General features: G+C 64.7%; 13 protein-coding genes. 9 read left to right on the top strand and 4 right to left on the bottom strand.

Annotation, left to right across the window (positions count from 1 at the left end; all coding sequences use genetic code 11):
* Window positions 1-535: 535 nt before the first annotated feature.
* The 5 genes from rplJ (at window position 536) to groL (ending at window position 5,145) form a co-directional block, all read left to right on the top strand.
* Entirely contained in the window at window positions 536-1,051 is a 516-nt protein-coding gene (rplJ, locus tag ACO06X_RS12350; protein ID WP_421836559.1) for a 50S ribosomal protein L10, read from the top strand.
* An 85-nt stretch (window positions 1,052-1,136) separates the two neighbouring features.
* Complete coding sequence (rplL, locus tag ACO06X_RS12345; protein ID WP_421836558.1) at window positions 1,137-1,514, top strand: 50S ribosomal protein L7/L12; 378 nt, start codon at window positions 1,137-1,139, stop codon at window positions 1,512-1,514.
* 142 nt (window positions 1,515-1,656) lie between these two features.
* Window positions 1,657-3,033: an MATE family efflux transporter gene (locus ACO06X_RS12340; RefSeq protein ID WP_421836557.1), complete on the top strand. Its 1,377-nt coding sequence runs from the start codon at window positions 1,657-1,659 to the stop codon at window positions 3,031-3,033.
* A 133-nt stretch (window positions 3,034-3,166) separates the two neighbouring features.
* On the top strand, window positions 3,167-3,454 hold the full coding sequence (groES, locus tag ACO06X_RS12335) for a co-chaperone GroES (protein WP_298172885.1): 288 nt from the start codon (window positions 3,167-3,169) through the stop codon (window positions 3,452-3,454).
* Between the two features lie 47 nt (window positions 3,455-3,501).
* Window positions 3,502-5,145: a chaperonin GroEL gene (gene groL, locus ACO06X_RS12330; RefSeq protein ID WP_421836556.1), complete on the top strand. Its 1,644-nt coding sequence runs from the start codon at window positions 3,502-3,504 to the stop codon at window positions 5,143-5,145.
* Between the two features lie 83 nt (window positions 5,146-5,228).
* On the opposite strand, the gene ACO06X_RS12325 is transcribed toward groL, so the two are convergent.
* On the bottom strand, window positions 5,229-5,813 hold the full coding sequence (locus ACO06X_RS12325; RefSeq protein ID WP_421836555.1) for a TetR/AcrR family transcriptional regulator: 585 nt from the start codon (window positions 5,811-5,813) through the stop codon (window positions 5,229-5,231).
* Window positions 5,814-5,858: 45 nt separating this feature from the next.
* Between ACO06X_RS12325 and ACO06X_RS12320 the strand changes: the two genes are divergently transcribed.
* From ACO06X_RS12320 to ACO06X_RS12305, 4 genes are all read left to right on the top strand, one after another.
* Window positions 5,859-7,307, top strand: coding sequence for a carotenoid oxygenase family protein (locus ACO06X_RS12320; protein ID WP_421836554.1), 1,449 nt, complete (start codon window positions 5,859-5,861; stop codon window positions 7,305-7,307).
* A gap of 102 nt (window positions 7,308-7,409) precedes the next feature.
* The gene (locus tag ACO06X_RS12315; protein ID WP_421836553.1) at window positions 7,410-8,597 is read left to right on the top strand and encodes a serine hydrolase domain-containing protein; all 1,188 of its coding nucleotides are present in this window, start codon (window positions 7,410-7,412) and stop codon (window positions 8,595-8,597) included.
* Window positions 8,598-8,845: 248 nt separating this feature from the next.
* Window positions 8,846-10,516, top strand: a complete 1,671-nt coding sequence (locus ACO06X_RS12310; RefSeq protein WP_421836552.1) for a M20/M25/M40 family metallo-hydrolase — start codon at window positions 8,846-8,848, stop codon at window positions 10,514-10,516.
* A gap of 105 nt (window positions 10,517-10,621) precedes the next feature.
* Entirely contained in the window at window positions 10,622-11,443 is an 822-nt protein-coding gene (locus tag ACO06X_RS12305) for a ferredoxin--NADP reductase (RefSeq protein ID WP_298173560.1), read from the top strand.
* On the opposite strand, the gene ACO06X_RS12300 is transcribed toward ACO06X_RS12305, so the two are convergent.
* From ACO06X_RS12300 to ACO06X_RS12290, 3 genes are all read right to left on the bottom strand, one after another.
* Window positions 11,440-11,961: a GNAT family N-acetyltransferase gene (locus ACO06X_RS12300; protein ID WP_421836551.1), complete on the bottom strand. Its 522-nt coding sequence runs from the start codon at window positions 11,959-11,961 to the stop codon at window positions 11,440-11,442. The two genes, ACO06X_RS12305 and ACO06X_RS12300, sit on opposite strands and share 4 nt — an antisense overlap.
* Window positions 11,958-13,172 carry a DUF445 domain-containing protein gene (locus tag ACO06X_RS12295; protein ID WP_421839901.1) on the bottom strand — a complete coding sequence of 405 codons (1,215 nt, stop codon included), beginning with the start codon at window positions 13,170-13,172 and terminating at the stop codon, window positions 11,958-11,960. The genes ACO06X_RS12300 and ACO06X_RS12295 overlap by 4 nt, the downstream gene beginning before the upstream one ends.
* Window positions 13,173-13,255: 83 nt before the next feature.
* A complete protein-coding gene (locus tag ACO06X_RS12290; RefSeq protein WP_421836550.1) occupies window positions 13,256-16,435 on the bottom strand; it encodes an efflux RND transporter permease subunit in 3,180 nt (1,059 codons plus the stop codon).
* Window positions 16,436-16,447: the final 12 nt, after the last annotated feature.

Below are 16,447 nucleotides of genomic sequence, written 5' to 3'. Positions count from 1 at the left end.
TGAAAGGCGAAACGCCAAGCACCACCCATGGATTCCAGCTGGATTCCCGGTGGCAAATGGCATCATCGCGTCAGACGAAACCCGAACCGCTTCCTTCCTGGGCCGTCCCCCGCGTATGGGACCGCCTTGCTCGAAACAGTGGGCAAGCGCCGCGAGTTAGGCGCAGCCCGGTAGTTTGTCAACCGGCGCCGCCCCTCCGTACCGCCCCGAGCCCCGCATTGCTTGACTCTTCGCCGCACTTGCGCCAATGCGCCCATCGACCAGACGGGCCCCGGCCCTGAAGGTCATCCGTCCGAGACAGCTGGTGCAGGCTTCCTGCTTAATCTCCAGCCTAGACGGGGAAAAGAGTTTCAGGGCGCCGCAAGCGCCCACGGCCTGTTGGTCCGCTCTCATGCGGAACGCCAGCCATTCGTGCGGTTTTCCGCGCGCTCCTTCCCCCCTCAGCGGACTCGCCCGTGGTGCCAAGTGTGCCATGGACAAATGTAGCCGGTCGTCGGGGGCGTGCCCCCTTCGGCCACATGTGAAGGAGTATGGCATGGATCGTTCGCAGAAAGCCGAATCGGTCGCCTTCCTGACCGAGGTGTTCAACGAGGCAGGCGTGGTGGTCGTCACCCGCAACCTCGGCTTGTCGGTGGCCCAGTCCACCGCCCTGCGCATCAAGGTCCGCGAGGCGGGCGCTTCGTTCAAGGTTGCGAAGAACAGTCTGGCCAAGATTGCCGCCAAGGGCACCGCGTACGAGGGCATGAGTGACCTCTTCACCGGTCCTACCGGCATCGCCGCTTCGGCGGATCCGGTGGCGGCCGCCAAGGTCGTCGTCGATTTCGCCAAGACCAACGACAAGCTCGAAATCGTTGGCGGTGCAATGGGCACGGTCGTTCTCGACGCCGATGGGATCAAGGCACTCGCCACGATGCCCTCGCTCGACGAGATGCGCGCCAAGCTCATCGGCCTCATTCAGGCTCCGGCGACCAAGATCGCCCAGCTCACGACCGCTCCGGCGGCCAAGCTGGCCCGCGTCTTTGCTGCCTACGCCGAGAAGGATGCCGCGTAAGCGACAAGCAATCTCAGACCTGTTTTTCAGATCATTCGCCCAAGATCATTTGCATTTGGGCAAACCACATTGAGGAGTTATCATCATGGCCGATATCGCCAATCTCGTTGCAGAACTTTCGAAGCTCACCGTTCTCGAAGCCGCTGACCTCGCCAAGGCTCTCGAAGAAGCATGGGGCGTCAGCGCCGCTGCTGCCGTTGCCGTTGCTGCGCCCGCTGGTGGCGGCGAAGCCGCTGCCGCGGTCGAAGAGAAGACCGAATTCGACGTCATCCTGACCGGCGACGGCGGCAAGAAGATCCAGGTCATCAAGGAAGTGCGCGCCATCACCGCGCTCGGCCTGACCGAAGCCAAGGCCCTCGTCGAAGCCGCTCCGAAGGCGATCAAGGAAGGTGTCAATAAGGCCGAGGCCGAGGACATCAAGGCCAAGATCGAAGCTGCCGGCGGCACCGTCGAGATCAAGTAAGCTTCACGGCTTTCGCGGGTGTCTTGAAGCGCCCGCGGTACGGAAAGGGCGGGCCGCAAGGCCTGCCCTTTTTGCTTGCAGTGCCCGCATGTGCCCCCGCGCGCCCTTTCCAAGCCGCCGCGCCGTCCCTATGCCCCGCTCCATGTTTGAAGCCGCACCCACCCGCTGGAGCGATGAATGGCGCGCGACGCTGCGCCTTGCCGCGCCGCTCGTGGGCGCGAATCTGCTGCAGATGGCGGTGTGGGCGGTCGACGTGATCTTCGTCGCGCGGCTCGGCCCCGCGGCGCTGGCGGCTTCCGCGCTCTCGGTCTCGCTGTTCGGCCTCCTCATCTGGAGCCTCACCGGCCTTGTCGGCGCCGCTTCGCCGCTGATCGCTGCCGAAATCGGCGCGCGCCGCCACGCCGTGCGCGAAGTGCGCCGCACCGTGCGCATGGCCGGCTGGGCGGGCGTCATCGCGGGCGTCGGCGCGATGGGCGTGTGCCTCCTCGGCGGTCCGCTGATGCGCATCACCGGTCAGAGCGAGGATGTGATCGCACTCGCGGTTCCGTTCCTCAACGTGCTGATGTGGGCCTGTGTTCCCGCCGTGTTCGCTTCGCTGCTGCGCACCGTGGTCTCGACGCTCGGCCGCCCGCTCATCGGCACGGCGATCAACGGCCTCGCCGTCGCGGTCAACGCGCTTGGCAACTACACGTTCGTCTTCGGCCATTTCGGTGCGCCGGCGCTCGGGCTCACCGGGTCCGCCCTGTCGAGCATCGTCACCAGCATGTTCATGCTGGCCGCCTATGCCATCGTCATCCGCAGCGACCGGCGCCTGCGCCGCTATCGCTTCGGCGGGCGCTGGTGGCGGCCGGACTGGACGCGCTTTGCCGACGTGATGCGGATCGGCCTGCCGATCACCGCCACGATCATCGCCGAGGCGGGCATGTTCAACGGCGCGGCCTTTCTCATGGGCCGCATCGGCGAGGTCGAACTGGCCGCGCACACCGTTGCGTTGCAGTTCGCTGCCTTCACCTTCCAGGTGCCCTTCGGCATTGCCCAGGCTGCCACGATCCGCGTCGGCCTTGCCTATGGCGGGCGGGACAAGGCGGCGATCACGCGGTCCGGGCAGGTTGCCATGGTTCTCGGCATCGGCTTCATGGCGCTGATGGCCACGTTGATGCTGGTCTTCCCGAACCTCATCCTCGCCGCCTATATCGACCCGGCAGACCCCGCCAACGCGCGGCTGGTCCAGCTTGCCACGCAGTACATGGTCGTTGCGGCCGCCTTCCAGATCTTCGACGGTGCGCAAGCGGTCGGTGCTGCTCTCCTGCGTGGGCTGCAGGATACCCGCGTGCCGATGGGCATCGCGCTGTTCGGCTACTGGATTCCGGGCATTGGCACCGCGCTGTGGCTCGGCCTGATGACTCCGCTGCAGGGCCTCGGCGTGTGGATCGGGCTCGCCGTCGGCCTTATCGTCGTGGCCGCACTGCTGCTCTGGCGCTGGAACCGGCGTGAGAAGCTGGGACTCCTCCCCGCCTAAAGAACTTGGGCCTAAAAAACTTGGGCGCAGGAGGTTGACCTCCCTGCGCCCCCCACCCATATGCGCCGTGCTGGCACTCTCCACCTGAGAGTGCCAAGTGCCATTTCTGTATCATGGAACAAGGGAGATACCCATGACCTTCCGTCCGCTGCACGACCGCGTGCTCGTGCGCCGTGTCGAAGCCGAGGAAAAGACCGCCGGCGGCATCATCATTCCCGATAGCGCCAAGGAAAAGCCCGCCGAGGGCGAAGTCGTGGCGATCGGTTCGGGCGCCCGCGCCGAAAACGGCACGATCACCCCGCTCGACGTCAAGGTCGGTGACCGCGTGCTGTTCGGCAAGTGGTCGGGCACCGAAGTCAAGGTCGGCGGCGAAGACCTGCTGATCATGAAGGAATCGGACATCCTTGGCGTGATCGGCTGATCACCCGGATTTCCTGAACCAACTCTTTTCATTCAAAGGAAAACATCATGGCTGCCAAGGACGTAAAGTTCGGCCGCGACGCTCGTGAGCGCATTCTGCGCGGCGTCGACATCCTCGCAGATGCCGTCAAGGTCACGCTGGGCCCCAAGGGCCGCAACGTCGTGATCGACAAGAGCTTCGGCGCGCCCCGCATCACCAAGGACGGCGTCACCGTCGCCAAGGAAATCGAGCTCAAGGACAAGTTCGAGAACATGGGCGCGCAGATGCTGCGCGAAGTCGCCTCGAAGACCAACGACCTCGCCGGTGACGGCACCACCACCGCCACCGTGCTGGCCCAGGCGATCGTGCGCGAAGGCATGACCTCGGTCGCCGCCGGCATGAACCCGATGGACCTGAAGCGCGGCATCGATCTCGCCGTCAGCAAGGTTGTCGATGACCTCAAGGCCCGCTCGACCCCGGTCGCCGGCACCGCCGAAATCGCGCAGGTCGGCATCATCTCGGCCAATGGCGACGTCGAAGTCGGCCAGAAGATCGCCGAGGCGATGGACAAGGTCGGCAAGGAAGGCGTGATCACCGTGGAAGAGGCCAAGGGCCTCGAATTCGAACTCGATGTCGTCGAAGGCATGCAGTTCGACCGCGGCTACCTCTCGCCCTACTTCATCACCAACCCCGACAAGATGACGGTCGAGCTCGACAGCCCCTACATCCTTATCCACGAGAAGAAGCTCTCGTCGCTCCAGGCGATGCTTCCGGTTCTCGAGGCCGTGGTGCAGACCGGTCGTCCGCTCCTCATCATCGCCGAGGACATCGAAGGCGAAGCGCTCGCGACCCTCGTGGTCAACAAGCTGCGCGGCGGCCTTAAGGTCGCAGCCGTCAAGGCTCCGGGCTTCGGTGATCGCCGCAAGGCCATGCTGGGCGATATCGCCACGCTGACCGCCGGCGAGATGATCTCCGAAGACCTCGGCATCAAGCTCGAGAGCGTCACGCTCGCGATGCTCGGCCAGGCCAAGAAGGTCACGATCGACAAGGACAACACCACGATCGTCGATGGTGCAGGTTCGGCTGACGAGATCAAGGCCCGCGTCGAGCAGATCCGCGCGCAGATCGAAGTCACCACCAGCGATTACGACCGCGAGAAGCTGCAGGAACGTCTGGCCAAGCTGGCCGGCGGTGTGGCCGTGATCAAGGTCGGCGGCGCATCGGAAGTCGAAGTCAAGGAGCGCAAGGACCGCGTCGACGACGCCCTCCACGCGACCCGCGCTGCGGTCGAAGAAGGCATCGTCCCCGGCGGCGGTACGGCTCTGCTCTACGCAACCAAGGCCCTCGTCGGCCTCAAGGGCGCCAACGATGACCAGACCAAGGGCATCGACATCGTCCGCCGAGCGATCCTCGCGCCGATCCGGCAGATCGCCACGAACGCCGGCCACGATGGTGCGGTCGTTTCGGGCAACCTGCTGCGCGAAGGCGATGAGACCCAGGGCTTCAACGCTGCCACCGACACCTACGAAAACCTGAAGGCCGCCGGCGTGATCGACCCCACCAAGGTCGTGCGCACCGCGCTTCAGGACGCCGCCTCGGTTGCCGGTCTGCTGATCACGACCGAAGCCGCGATCATCGAGCGTCCGGAAGACAAGCCCGCGATGCCCCCGATGGGTGGCGGCATGGGCGGTATGGGCGGCATGGACTTCTAAGTCCTGCGCCGTTCAAGCCGACAAGAATCGGGGCCGGAGGGGAAACCTTCCGGCCCTTTTTCTGTGCCGCCAGAATGCGCTTGTCACAAACGTTGCGGCCACATCGAAGGACCGTCGATCACCTGATCGATCAAGCCTTCATCGGCGGGGAGCTGGCCGTCCAGCATCAGCATCGCAAGGCCATGGACCAGCGCCCAGGCCTGCAGGGCAAAGCGGCGGGCGGCTGCCTTGTCACCACCGGTAACCTTCGCCGCGCTCCCCAGCAGCATGTCCGCCGCAAGATTGCCCTCTGGCAAGCCATCGCTGCGCATGTCGCAATGCGTGAAGACAAGGCGGAACAGCCCCGGGTTCGCCAGCGCGAATCGCACATAGGCACGGCCAGTTGCGGAGAAGGCCTGATCCCCCGCATCTTCCGCTGCGCGCTGCTGCAATTGGCCAAGCCTGGCCAGCCCTTCCATGGCCATGGCCGTGAGCAGCGCCCGCTTGTCGGGGAAATGCCGATAGACCGCCGTCGCGGAAACACCCACTTCGCGGGCCAACCCACGCAGCGAAATCTCTGAAATATCCGTGCTTTCCAGGGCCTGCAGGCCAGCCGACACCAAGGCTGCCCGCAAATCGCCATGGTGATAGGCGCGCTGCTCCGCAATTGATGTTGACACTGTTAGCATTGCCTCTATGTTTACAGCATAAACATCTACGGGGAGTTCTGTGCTGTGGCAAGCATCGTCGAGACCACCATTCGCACTGTCGTGACCAAGGGCGTGGAAACGGTCGCTGGCATCAATCGCAAGCGCCAGCGCAGAGACCGCCAGCACGCGTTCCTTTCGGGCCTTCACACCCCGGTGAGCGAGGAGCGGACGATCACCGATCTCACCGTCACTGGCACGATCCCGGCGGACCTGTCCGGCCGCTATGTCCGCATCGGCCCCAACCCGTTCAAGCCCGATCCGCGCGGGCATCACTGGTTCGTCGGCGATGGCATGGTCCACGGCGTCTACCTCAAGGGCGGAAAGGCCGAGTGGTATCGGAACCGCTACATCCGCTCGCGCAAGCTTGAGGCGCAGGGCGGTCCGTCCGCAGCACCCGGGCCGCGTCTTTCGGCAGACTTCGATACGGTCAACACCAACGTGATCGGCCACGGCGGCAAGACCTGGGCGCTGGTCGAGGCGGGCAGCTTCCCGGTCGAACTTTCGCACGATCTCGAAAGCGTGGCCTACACCGATCTGGAAGGCACCTTGCGCGTGCCCTTCACCGCCCACCCGCACGAGGATCCGCAGACCGGCGAACTCCACGCCATCACTTACAACGGCACCACGCACGACAAGGTCTGGTATGTCCGGGTATCGCCCGAAGGCTCGGTAACGCGCGAAGTGACCATCCCTGTCGAACACGGCCCGTCGATCCACGAATCCAGCCTGACCGCGCGCTACGTACTGATCTTCGATCTGCCGGTGACCTTCTCGATGAGCGCGGTCATCGGCGGCGCGACGTTCCCCTACAGGTGGAATCCCGATCACAAGGCGCGCGTCGGCCTTCTCCCGCGCGAAGGCGGCGCGGACGAGATCATCTGGTGTGAGGTCGATCCGCTCTACGTCTTCCATGTCAGCAACAGCTTCGATGCCGAAGATGGCACGGTCGTGGTCGATCTCTGCGCCTATGAGACGATGTTCGAGCCTGCGGGCAGCGGCGGGGTGGACGGGCCCGTCGGCAAGCCGCTCGGCCTTGAGCGTTGGGTCATCGATCCCGCCGCCCGCGCGGTCAGCCGCAAGACGATCGACGCCACGCCGCAGGAATTCCCGCGCCCGGACGAACGCTTCTTTGGCCAGCCCTATCGCTATGCGTGGTCCATGGGTCTCGCCACCGATGATCCGGCAAACTTCATCGGCCATGCCCCGATCTTCGCGTTCGATCTGCACACGGGCGAGCGCACGGTTCGCGACTTCGGACCGGCCAAGGTGCCGGGAGAATTCGTGTTCGTGCCGCAGAGCGCCGATGCCCCCGAAGGCCACGGCTGGCTGATGGGCTATGTGATCGATGGCGCGAGCGGGACGACGGATCTCGTCATCCTCGATGCGCAGGACATCGCTGGCGAGCCGGTCGCCACCGTCCATATCCCCTGCCGCATCCCGCCGGGTTTCCACGGCAACTGGATCGCTGACTGACGGCGACTGCGCAAAGCGACCGGCGATGGCGGCCCTCCACTGGACAGCCGCCCCCGGTTCGCTAGTTTCCCTCTCAAATCATGGGACAAGAGGGGGAACGGCATGCGCAAGAGGACAATCGCTCTGGGATTGGCAGCACTTGCCGTGCTCGGCGGCCTCGGCTGGTATGGCAGCCTTGATGCCGAAACGCGCGGCCTGCTCGCGGCCATGCCGACCAACCGCGATGTGCTGATGTGGACGGTCCCGCAGCGCGATGCCGCCTTCCGCGCCATGGACCGATTGCCCGTGCTCGCCGAAGCACACGAAATCGCCGCCTCGGATCACCCTTTGCCGCTGCAAGCCGGCAAGCCGCTCACTGTGCCGGGGATCGACGACTACATGGCCAGCCAGCGTGCTGCCGGGCTGGTGATCGTGCAGGACGGCAAGGTCCGGCTGGAACGCTACGGGTTGGGGTTCGATGCCAAGGGCCGATGGACCAGCTTCTCGGTGGCGAAATCCTTTACCTCCACGCTGGTCGGCGCGGCGATCAAGGACGGCTATATCAAGAGCCTCGATGACAAGGTCAGCCAATACATCCCGGACCTCAAGGGCTCGGCCTATGACGATGTGAGCGTGGCGCAGCTCCTCACCATGAGTTCGGGCGTGCGCTGGAACGAGGACTACGAGGACCCCAAGGCCGACGTCGCCCTGTTCAACAATGCCGAGCCCGAGAAGGGCATGGACGCGACGGTGAGCTACATGCGCAAGCTCCCCCGCGCGCATCCGCCGGGCACGGTGTGGCACTACAACACCGGCGAGACCAACCTGATCGGCGTGCTCGTGTCCTCTGCCACGAAGAAGCCGCTCTCGCAGTATCTTGAAGAGAAGATCTGGAAGCCCGTCGGCATGGAAGCCAAGGCCACCTGGCTGCTCGGCAAGACCGGGCATGAGATCGCCGGCTGCTGCCTGCAAGCCGCAACGCGTGATTTTGCGCGCATGGGCCTGTTCGTCCTCGCGAATGGCAACGCTGCGGGCCAGCAGATCGTGCCACCGGACTGGTTTTCGGCGGCGATCCACAAGCAGAAGGACATCGGCGAGCCGGGCAAGGGCTATGGCTACCAGTGGTGGACCTACGATGATGGCTCGGTCGCCGCGCAGGGCATCTTCGGGCAGGGCATCTTCATCGATCCCAAGCGCCGGCTGGTGATCGCCAGCAATGCTGACTGGACCCGCGCCACCAAGGGCCCGGAAGGCGATGCCCGCGAAGCGTTCTACCAGAAGATTCAGGCGCTGATCGACGCGGGCAATTGATCAGGCCGCGATTTCATCCTGTCCTACAGGCAGCCCGGCGGGGTAGGACTCGGGGCATGTCCGCCACGCCCTCCTCCGCCGATCGCCTGCCTGTTTTCCTTCGCGAAACCGGTGGCCGGAGTTTTCGCTCTGGACTGTGTCAACTGTGTCAACCTGACCTGGATTCGGCGGGACTCCCCCAAGTACCAATGGACAAGTTGGCTGGGCGGCCCCTAGGCCCTCGGATCAGTTGGGCAGGGGGAATGGCGATGGTCAAGGCAGCGTGGGGCGCAGCCCTTGGAATACTGGCGTGGTCCAGCGCAGCCCACGCCGAAGGGGCGAAGCTCGCTCCCGTGCCAGCCGCCCAGGCCCCGGGCTACGAACAGATCCGCGAGGCGGACCTGCGCGCCGATCTCACGTTCATCGCCTCCGATGCGCTGCTCGGCCGTATGTCGCTCCAGCCCGGCGATGACGCCGCGGTCCAGTGGATCGCCGCCGAATTCGCCAAGGCCGGCCTCCAGCCCGCCGCGGCCGATGCGAAGGGCGCGCCGAGCTGGTACCAGAACGTGCCTCTGGTCGAGTACCGTCCCAACCCCGCCGCCAATTCCCTCACCCTGCGCCTCGGCACCACCGAACAAAGCTGGAAAGCACCCGATATGCTCGGCGGCTTTCGCGATGATATCGATATTGCCGCCCCGCTCGCCTTCGCCGGCTATGGCATCAGCGCGCCCGGCGTCGGCTACGACGATTACAAGGGCCTCGACGTACGCGGAAAGGTCGTCCTCGTGTTCGAGCACGAACCGCAGGAAAACGATCCGGCCTCGCGCTTCAACGGCACCGGCAACACCCGCCACGCAACCAACCGCGTCAAGGCCCTGAACGCGCAAGCCCACGGCGCGCTGGCCCTGCTTGTCGTGGCCGAACCAAACCGCAAGCACCCCTCCAATCTCGAGCGTGTCAACCGCATCGGCGGCAGCGCAAAGCGCGTCCCCCCGCTGCCCGGCCAGGCGCTGCCGGATGACGAGCTGCGCATTCCCGTGCTCACCGTTTCCGATGCGGTCGGAGCAGCCTTGCTGGCCAAGGCCGGGATGACCCCGCCGGCGCTGCAGGCGGCGATTGATGGCGGCCTCACCCCGCAGTCGCGCCCGCTTGCCGATACCACCGTCGCGCTCCATCTCGAAAACACCGCGCGCAGCCGCGGCGTTTCGGCCAACGTGGTCGGCCTGCTGCCGGGCTCGGACCCCACGCTTGCGCCCGAAACCGTGATCATCAGCGCCCACCACGATCATGATGGCAGCACCACTGGCAATGGGGGCCAGGAGATCTGGCACGGTGCAGACGACAACGGCTCTGGCACCGTCGGCGTGGTGGCGCTGGCGCGGGCCTTCATGGCCAATCCGGTGAAGCCGAAGCGCTCGATTCTCTTTGCTGTTTTCGCGGCGGAGGAGCGCGGTCTGCTCGGCAGCTACTACATGGCGATGCACCCGCTGCGCCCGCTGGCCACCACCCGGGCGATGATCAACTTCGATATGATCGGCCGCAACGAGGAGCCGAGCGACCAGACCACCGGGTTGATCGAGATCCCCAAGGACACGACCAACCGGCTGAACCTGATCGGCGCCACCTACAGTCCCGATTTCAACCGCACCGTGCAGTCCGCCAATCGCAGCGTCGGGCTTGATCTCGATGACCGGTTCGATCACGAGAACGCGCTCAACGTGTTTTTCCGCAGCGACCAGTTTCCCTTCGTTCTGAAGGATGTACCGGCGATGTGGTTCAACACCGGCTTTCATCCCGATTACCACCACACCACCGACACCGCCGACCGGATCAACTACGTGAAGATGACGAAGATCGTGAAGCTGGCCTATCTCTCCGCCTGGCGTTTCGCCAGCGAGGCCGCGCCTCCGGCCTTCATGCCCGATCCGGCGGGCCACTGACATTCCCAGCCGCCTCACACGGCCCCATCCGGCAAGTGTGAAATCAATTTGACAGTCTATCTGTAAGGACTGATTGTCACCCATCCGGCAGCGCCGCTGCAAGCCATGGAGGGCCGCCTCTTGCCCGACCAGTTTCCCCTTGAGCCCACCCCCAGCCTTTCGGTCGAGACAGTCGTTTCGGTCCGCCACTGGAATGACTTCCTGTTTTCCTTCACGATCACCCGTCCGCCGAGCTTCCGCTTTCGGTCTGGCGAGTTCGTGATGATCGGGCTGATGGGCGACAACGGCCGCCCGCTGCTGCGCGCTTATTCGATGGCCTCGCCCGCCTATGACGAGGTGCTGGAATTCCTTTCGATCAAGGTGCCGGACGGTCCGCTCACGTCGCGCCTGCAGAAGATCAAGGAGGGCGATCACATCTATCTCGGCCGCAAGCCGACCGGCACGCTGGTGGCTGATGCGCTGCTCCCGGGCCGCCGTCTGTTCCTGCTGGGCACCGGCACCGGCCTCGCGCCATGGATGTCGCTGATCCGCGATCCCGATATCTACGACCGGTTCGAGCAGATCGCGGTGGTCCACTCGGTGCGCGGTGTATCCGATCTCGCCTATCGCGAGACACTGGAAGCCCGGCTGGCCGATGATCCGCTGGTGGGTGAGATGGCGGCGGAACGGCTGACCTACATCCCCACCGTCACGCGCGAGCCCTTCCATACCAACAAGCGCATCGAAGGCCTGATGCTCGATGGCACTCTGTTTCAGGGTTCGCTGGGCGAGCCCAAGAACTTCGACCCCGTGCACGACCGGGTCATGCTCTGCGGTTCGATGACGATGATCAAGGAAGTCGCCGCCATGCTCGAAGGCTTCGGGTTTACCGAGGGTGCGAATTCGCATCCCGGCGAGTACGTGATCGAGCGCGCCTTCGTCGGTTAGGGCAGTCGCTCCAGCAGGATCAACGTGCCGCCTTCATCTTCGTGCGCATTATAGCGGACGAAGCCAAGTTTGTCGGCCACGGCCAGGGATGGCAGGTTGGTGTCGTTGATCATGCAGGCAACCCTGCGGTGCGGGAATGCCGCATCGAACCAGCCGAGCGAGGCGCGCGCAGCCTCGCTCGCCACCCCTTGCCCCCATGTCTTGCGGGCGAAGATCCAACCGATCTCCGGCGTATCATCGAGGCCGTGTGCGAACCCGCGCCAAGAATGGAACACGCCGCAGATGCCCAGCACCTCGTCCGATCCGCGCGCGCGGCAAGTGAAAATGCCATGGCCGTAAAGCGCCCACGAACCCGCGTTGCGGCAAAGCCGATTGAACTCCTCGACAGCGCCGGTCGGCCTGCTGCCGAGATGGCGGCGGACCTCGTCGTCAGCCAGCAGATCGATCATGGCGGCGTGATCGCGCGGCGCAGGTCGCCACAAGTCGAGGCGGGCGGTCGAGAGTTCTGGTCCAGTCATAGTGCTACATCTACTGCGTGGATCGCCACCCCGACAAGTCCGCCGACCAGCGTGCCGTTGATGCGAATAAACTGGAGGTCCCGGCCGACAGCACCCTCGATGCGAGCCGTCACGGTTCGTGCATCCCAGCGGCGCACGGTTTCGGAAACCAGCCGGACAATCTCCCCGCCATAGCGCGTGGCGACACCGACCAAGGTTCGACGCGCAAAGCGGTTGACGAGGATCTGCAGGCGCGTGTCATGCTGCAAGGCGCGGCCCAGCTCGGCCAGCGAGGCACCGATGCGGTCACCCCCGTCCGGCGCCCCGCTGCCGCCAGAGCGGACTGCGCGCAGCAGCTGAGCTCGCCCGCGCTCCCACAGACCATCGAGCCATGCCGCGAACGCCGGGTTGGTGAGGACATCCCGTTTCATCGCTTCCACCCGCGCGTGCATGGCAGGATCGTTCACAAGAGCGTCTGCCAGCGCATGCAGGCTCTCCTCGATTTTCAACCGCAGCGGATGATCCTCGATAACCACGGTTTCGGCGAGAAGCTTGTAGAGACCGTCGAGAATGCCGTTTGCCAGACGCTCGTCGAGACCCGTCCAGCGCATCACCGTATTCGCCTTGTCGTGGATCATGCGGCGCACGAGATCCTCGTTGGCTTCCAGAGCTTCGGCTGACCGACGGATCAGGGCTTCGATCAAGGGCATGTGGCGGCCTTCCGCGATCATGGCGGAAAGCAGGTTGCCCAGCAGCGGCGAAAGCGCGAGCCGCTCGATCCGGTTGCGCAGCGCGGCCTTGGCCATCCCGCCAAGCTTTTCCTGATCGAGCGATTCCAGCACATCGGCAATGAGGCTTGCAGCACCCGCCCCAAGCCGGCCTTCGCCGGGGCGCGGGTTGGCGAGATACTGGCCGGCAGCGCTGGCCGCATTCAGGCTACGCAGCCGGCGCGCGACAACCGGCGGGGTGAGGAAGTTTGCCCGGAGAAAGGCCGCCATCGAATCGGCAATGCGATCCTTGTTCTCCGGTATGATCGCGGTGTGCGGAATGGGCAGGCCAAGCGGATGGCGGAACAGAGCGGTGACCGCGAACCAGTCCGCGAGGCCGCCGACCATGGCCGCCTCGGCAAAGGCGCGCAGGAAACCCCAGCCGGCATAGTGTGCCTCTAGCTGCCTTGCCGCGAGGAACAGCGCGGCCATCAGCAGAAGCAGCGCGGTCGCGAAAAGCCGCATGCGGCGCACAGGATCAGCCATCGGACGCATGTGAGCCGATGATTCTGGCGCAGAGCTGGCGGAAGGTCCCCCTGGCGTCGCGATCACTCCGCCGGGAAGGCCTCGCCTGCCGCGTGCCGGTGCTGGTCATGCGCTGCCTCTCGCGGATCGTATGAGAGCACCCTGCGTCCGATCCACGGACCGACCCGCTTCTCGAGGCCGTCAGCAAGGCTGAACCCTGCCGGAACAAGCAGCAGCGTAAGCAGCGTCGAAAGCGCAAGGCCGCCGATCACGACAATGCCCATCGGTGCACGCCAGCCAGCGTCGCCGCCAAGCGAAACAGCCGTAGGCACCATGCCCGCAATCATCGCCACGGTGGTCATCACGATCGGCTGGGCGCGCTTGTGCCCGGCTTCGATGATCGCGTCGAGCTTGGGAGTACCCTTGGCCATTTCCTCGATCGCGAAGTCGATGAGCAGGATCGAGTTCTTCGCAACAATCCCGAACAGCATGAGGACACCGATAAACACAGGCAGCGAAAGCGCCTGACCCGTCGCCAGCAGCAGCAGTAGTCCGCCCAGCGGCGCGAGGAACAGCGAGCCCATGTTGACGAGTGGCGAGATGAAGCGGCGATAGAGCAGCACCAGCACGGAGAAGACCAGCAGCACGCCTGCCGCCAGTGCGACCATGAAGTTATAGAGCATTTCCTCCTGCCAGCGATCTTCACCGGCAGGAGCATTCGAGACACCCTGGGGCAGATTCCGCATGATCGGCAGCGCCTTGATCGCGGCATCCGCTGTGCCCTTGACAACGCCCGGCGGCAAATCCGCACCGACGAACACGCGGCGGTTCTGGTTATAGCGCTGGATGCTGGTCGGGCCTGAGCCGAAGCCGATCGTCGCCACGCGCGAAAGCGGGACCGATCCGCCGGAGATGGTCGGCACCGGGAGATTTTCCAGCGTGGAAAGATCGCGACGCGACGCGACCGGCAGCTTTACCCGGATCGGCACCTGGCGATCCGAAAGTGAAAACTTCGCGCTGTTCTGGTCGATCTCACCCTGTGTCGCTATGCGGATGACCTGGCTCAGTTGCTGGGTCGTCACCCCAAGCGAAGCGGCCAAATCGAGGTGCGGCGTGATCACGATTTCCGGGCGGCGCAAATCGGCGCTGATGCGCGGAGCCACAACTGCCTTGAGCTGGCTCATCTGTTCGACAAGTGTTTGTGCGGTCTTCTGCAGGAGATCGGGATCGGATCCGGACAACATGACGCTGATAGCGCGCCCCGAACCGCCGCCGGGACCGCCGCCGTTCTGGTTCATGAAGCTGACGCGCGCATCGGCGACCTTCTGAAGCCGCGGCGTGAGAGCGCGCTCGAACTCAATGCTGGACCGCTTGCGATCACGCTTCAGTTCCAGGAACACGCGGCCACTGCCTTCGTTGATGCGCTCCAACGCAACATCGATCTCGGGTTCGTCCTTCACGAGCGACAGCACTTCGTCGACCTTGCGCTCGGTCTGCTCGATCGTGGTTCCCGGCACCATCTCGATCGTGATGCGGCTGAAATCGCCGTCGGTCTCCGGGAAAAACTGCGATGGAATGGCCATGAACAGCACCACTGTGAAGGCCAAGGCGCCCACTGCAACGCCCATCATCCACAAGCGGTGATCGCGCAGCCGCGCGCGGAACCAGCGCCGCGGAAAGCGCTCGCGATAGACGGCTACGCCGCGGGTATCGAGCGACCATTCGAGCACGCGCATATAGCGCTGCATCCACGGCCCGTTGCCATGTTCCGCCTGACCGTGGGCCTTGAGGAAATAGGCCGCGATCATCGGAGTGATCATTCGGGCGACCAGCAGCGAGAACAGCACCGCGATAACTACGGTGAGGCCGAAGTTCTTGAAGAACTGGCCCGAGACGCCGGGCATCAGCGCAACCGGCAGGAACACCGCCACGATCGAGAAAGTCGTCGCCACCACCGCGAGGCCGATCTCGTCCGCCGCGTCGATTGACGCCTGATAGGCGGATTTGCCCATCCGCATGTGTCGGACGATATTCTCGATCTCCACGATCGCATCGTCCACGAGAACGCCCGCAACAAGACCGAGGGCAAGCAGCGACATCGTGTTGAGCGTGAAGCCGATCAGGCTCATCAGCCAGAACGTGGGGATCGACGAGAGCGGAATGGCGATCGCCGAAACGATCGTTGCGCGCCAATCGCGCAGGAAGAAGAACACCACGATCACCGCGAGAACGGCACCTTCGACCATCGCCGACGTCGACGACTTGTACTGATCCTTGGTGTAGCCCACGCTCGAGAACAGCTGGATGAAGTGGACGCGGCCGCCCTGCTCTTTCTCGATCTTGCCCAGCTCCTTGACCGTGTCGTCGAACACGCTGACATCGGATTCGCCGCGCGCGCGGGCGATGCTGAAGGTCACCACCGGCTTGCCGTTGCTCTTGGCGATCGAGGTGATCTCGCTGAAGCTGTCGCGCACGTCGGCTACGTCGGAGAGGCGAACGGTGCGGCCGTTCGAAATGCCGACTTGGGTGCGGGAGAGTTCGAAAGCGCTCGCCGCATTGCCGAGCACGCGCACGGCCTGGCGCGAGCCGGCAACTTCCGCACGCCCACCCGCAGCATTCAGATTGACCTGACGCAGCGCCGCATTGATCTGCGTGGCGGTGACGCCTTGGGCCTTCATGCGCATCGGATCGAGGGTTACCGCGATTTCGCGGTTCACCCCGCCGTTGCGCTCGACCTCGGCCATGCCGGGCACCGAAAGCAGCCGCTTGCGCACCGTATCGTCGATGAACCACGAAAGCTGTTCGATGGTCATGTCGTCGGCAGAAACGGCGAAGTACGCGATCGCGTCGGATGAGGTCTGCGCCTTGACCACCTGTGGTTCGAGGATGCCCTCGGGCAGATCGCCGCGCACCTGATCGACCGCGTTCTTGACCTCGTTCACCGCAGCATTGATGTCCGTGCCGATGGCGAACTGGACCATCGTCTGGCTGGAGCCTTCGGTGGCCGTCGAGCTCAGCGTGTCCACCCCCGCGATCGTCCGCACCGCGGATTCGATCCGCTGGGTGATCTGGTTCTCGATCTCGGTCGGCGCTGCACCCGGCTGGGAGATGGTGACAATGACTAGCGGAAACTCGATGTCCGGCTGGTCCTGCACCTTCATGCTCATGAAGGCCATGATCCCGGCCAGAGTGAGGCCGAGGAACAGGACGATCGGCACCACCGGGTTGCGGATGGACCAGGCGGAGATGTTGCGGAAGTTCATGGTGGCCGTCCC

Origin of the sequence: Novosphingobium sp. (assembly GCF_965229225.1) — a bacterium.
In the GTDB taxonomy this organism is placed as follows: Bacteria; Pseudomonadota; Alphaproteobacteria; order Sphingomonadales; family Sphingomonadaceae; genus Novosphingobium.
Note: the sequence above shows the minus strand (reverse complement) of the source record. Positions and strands in the feature narration are given on the sequence as shown.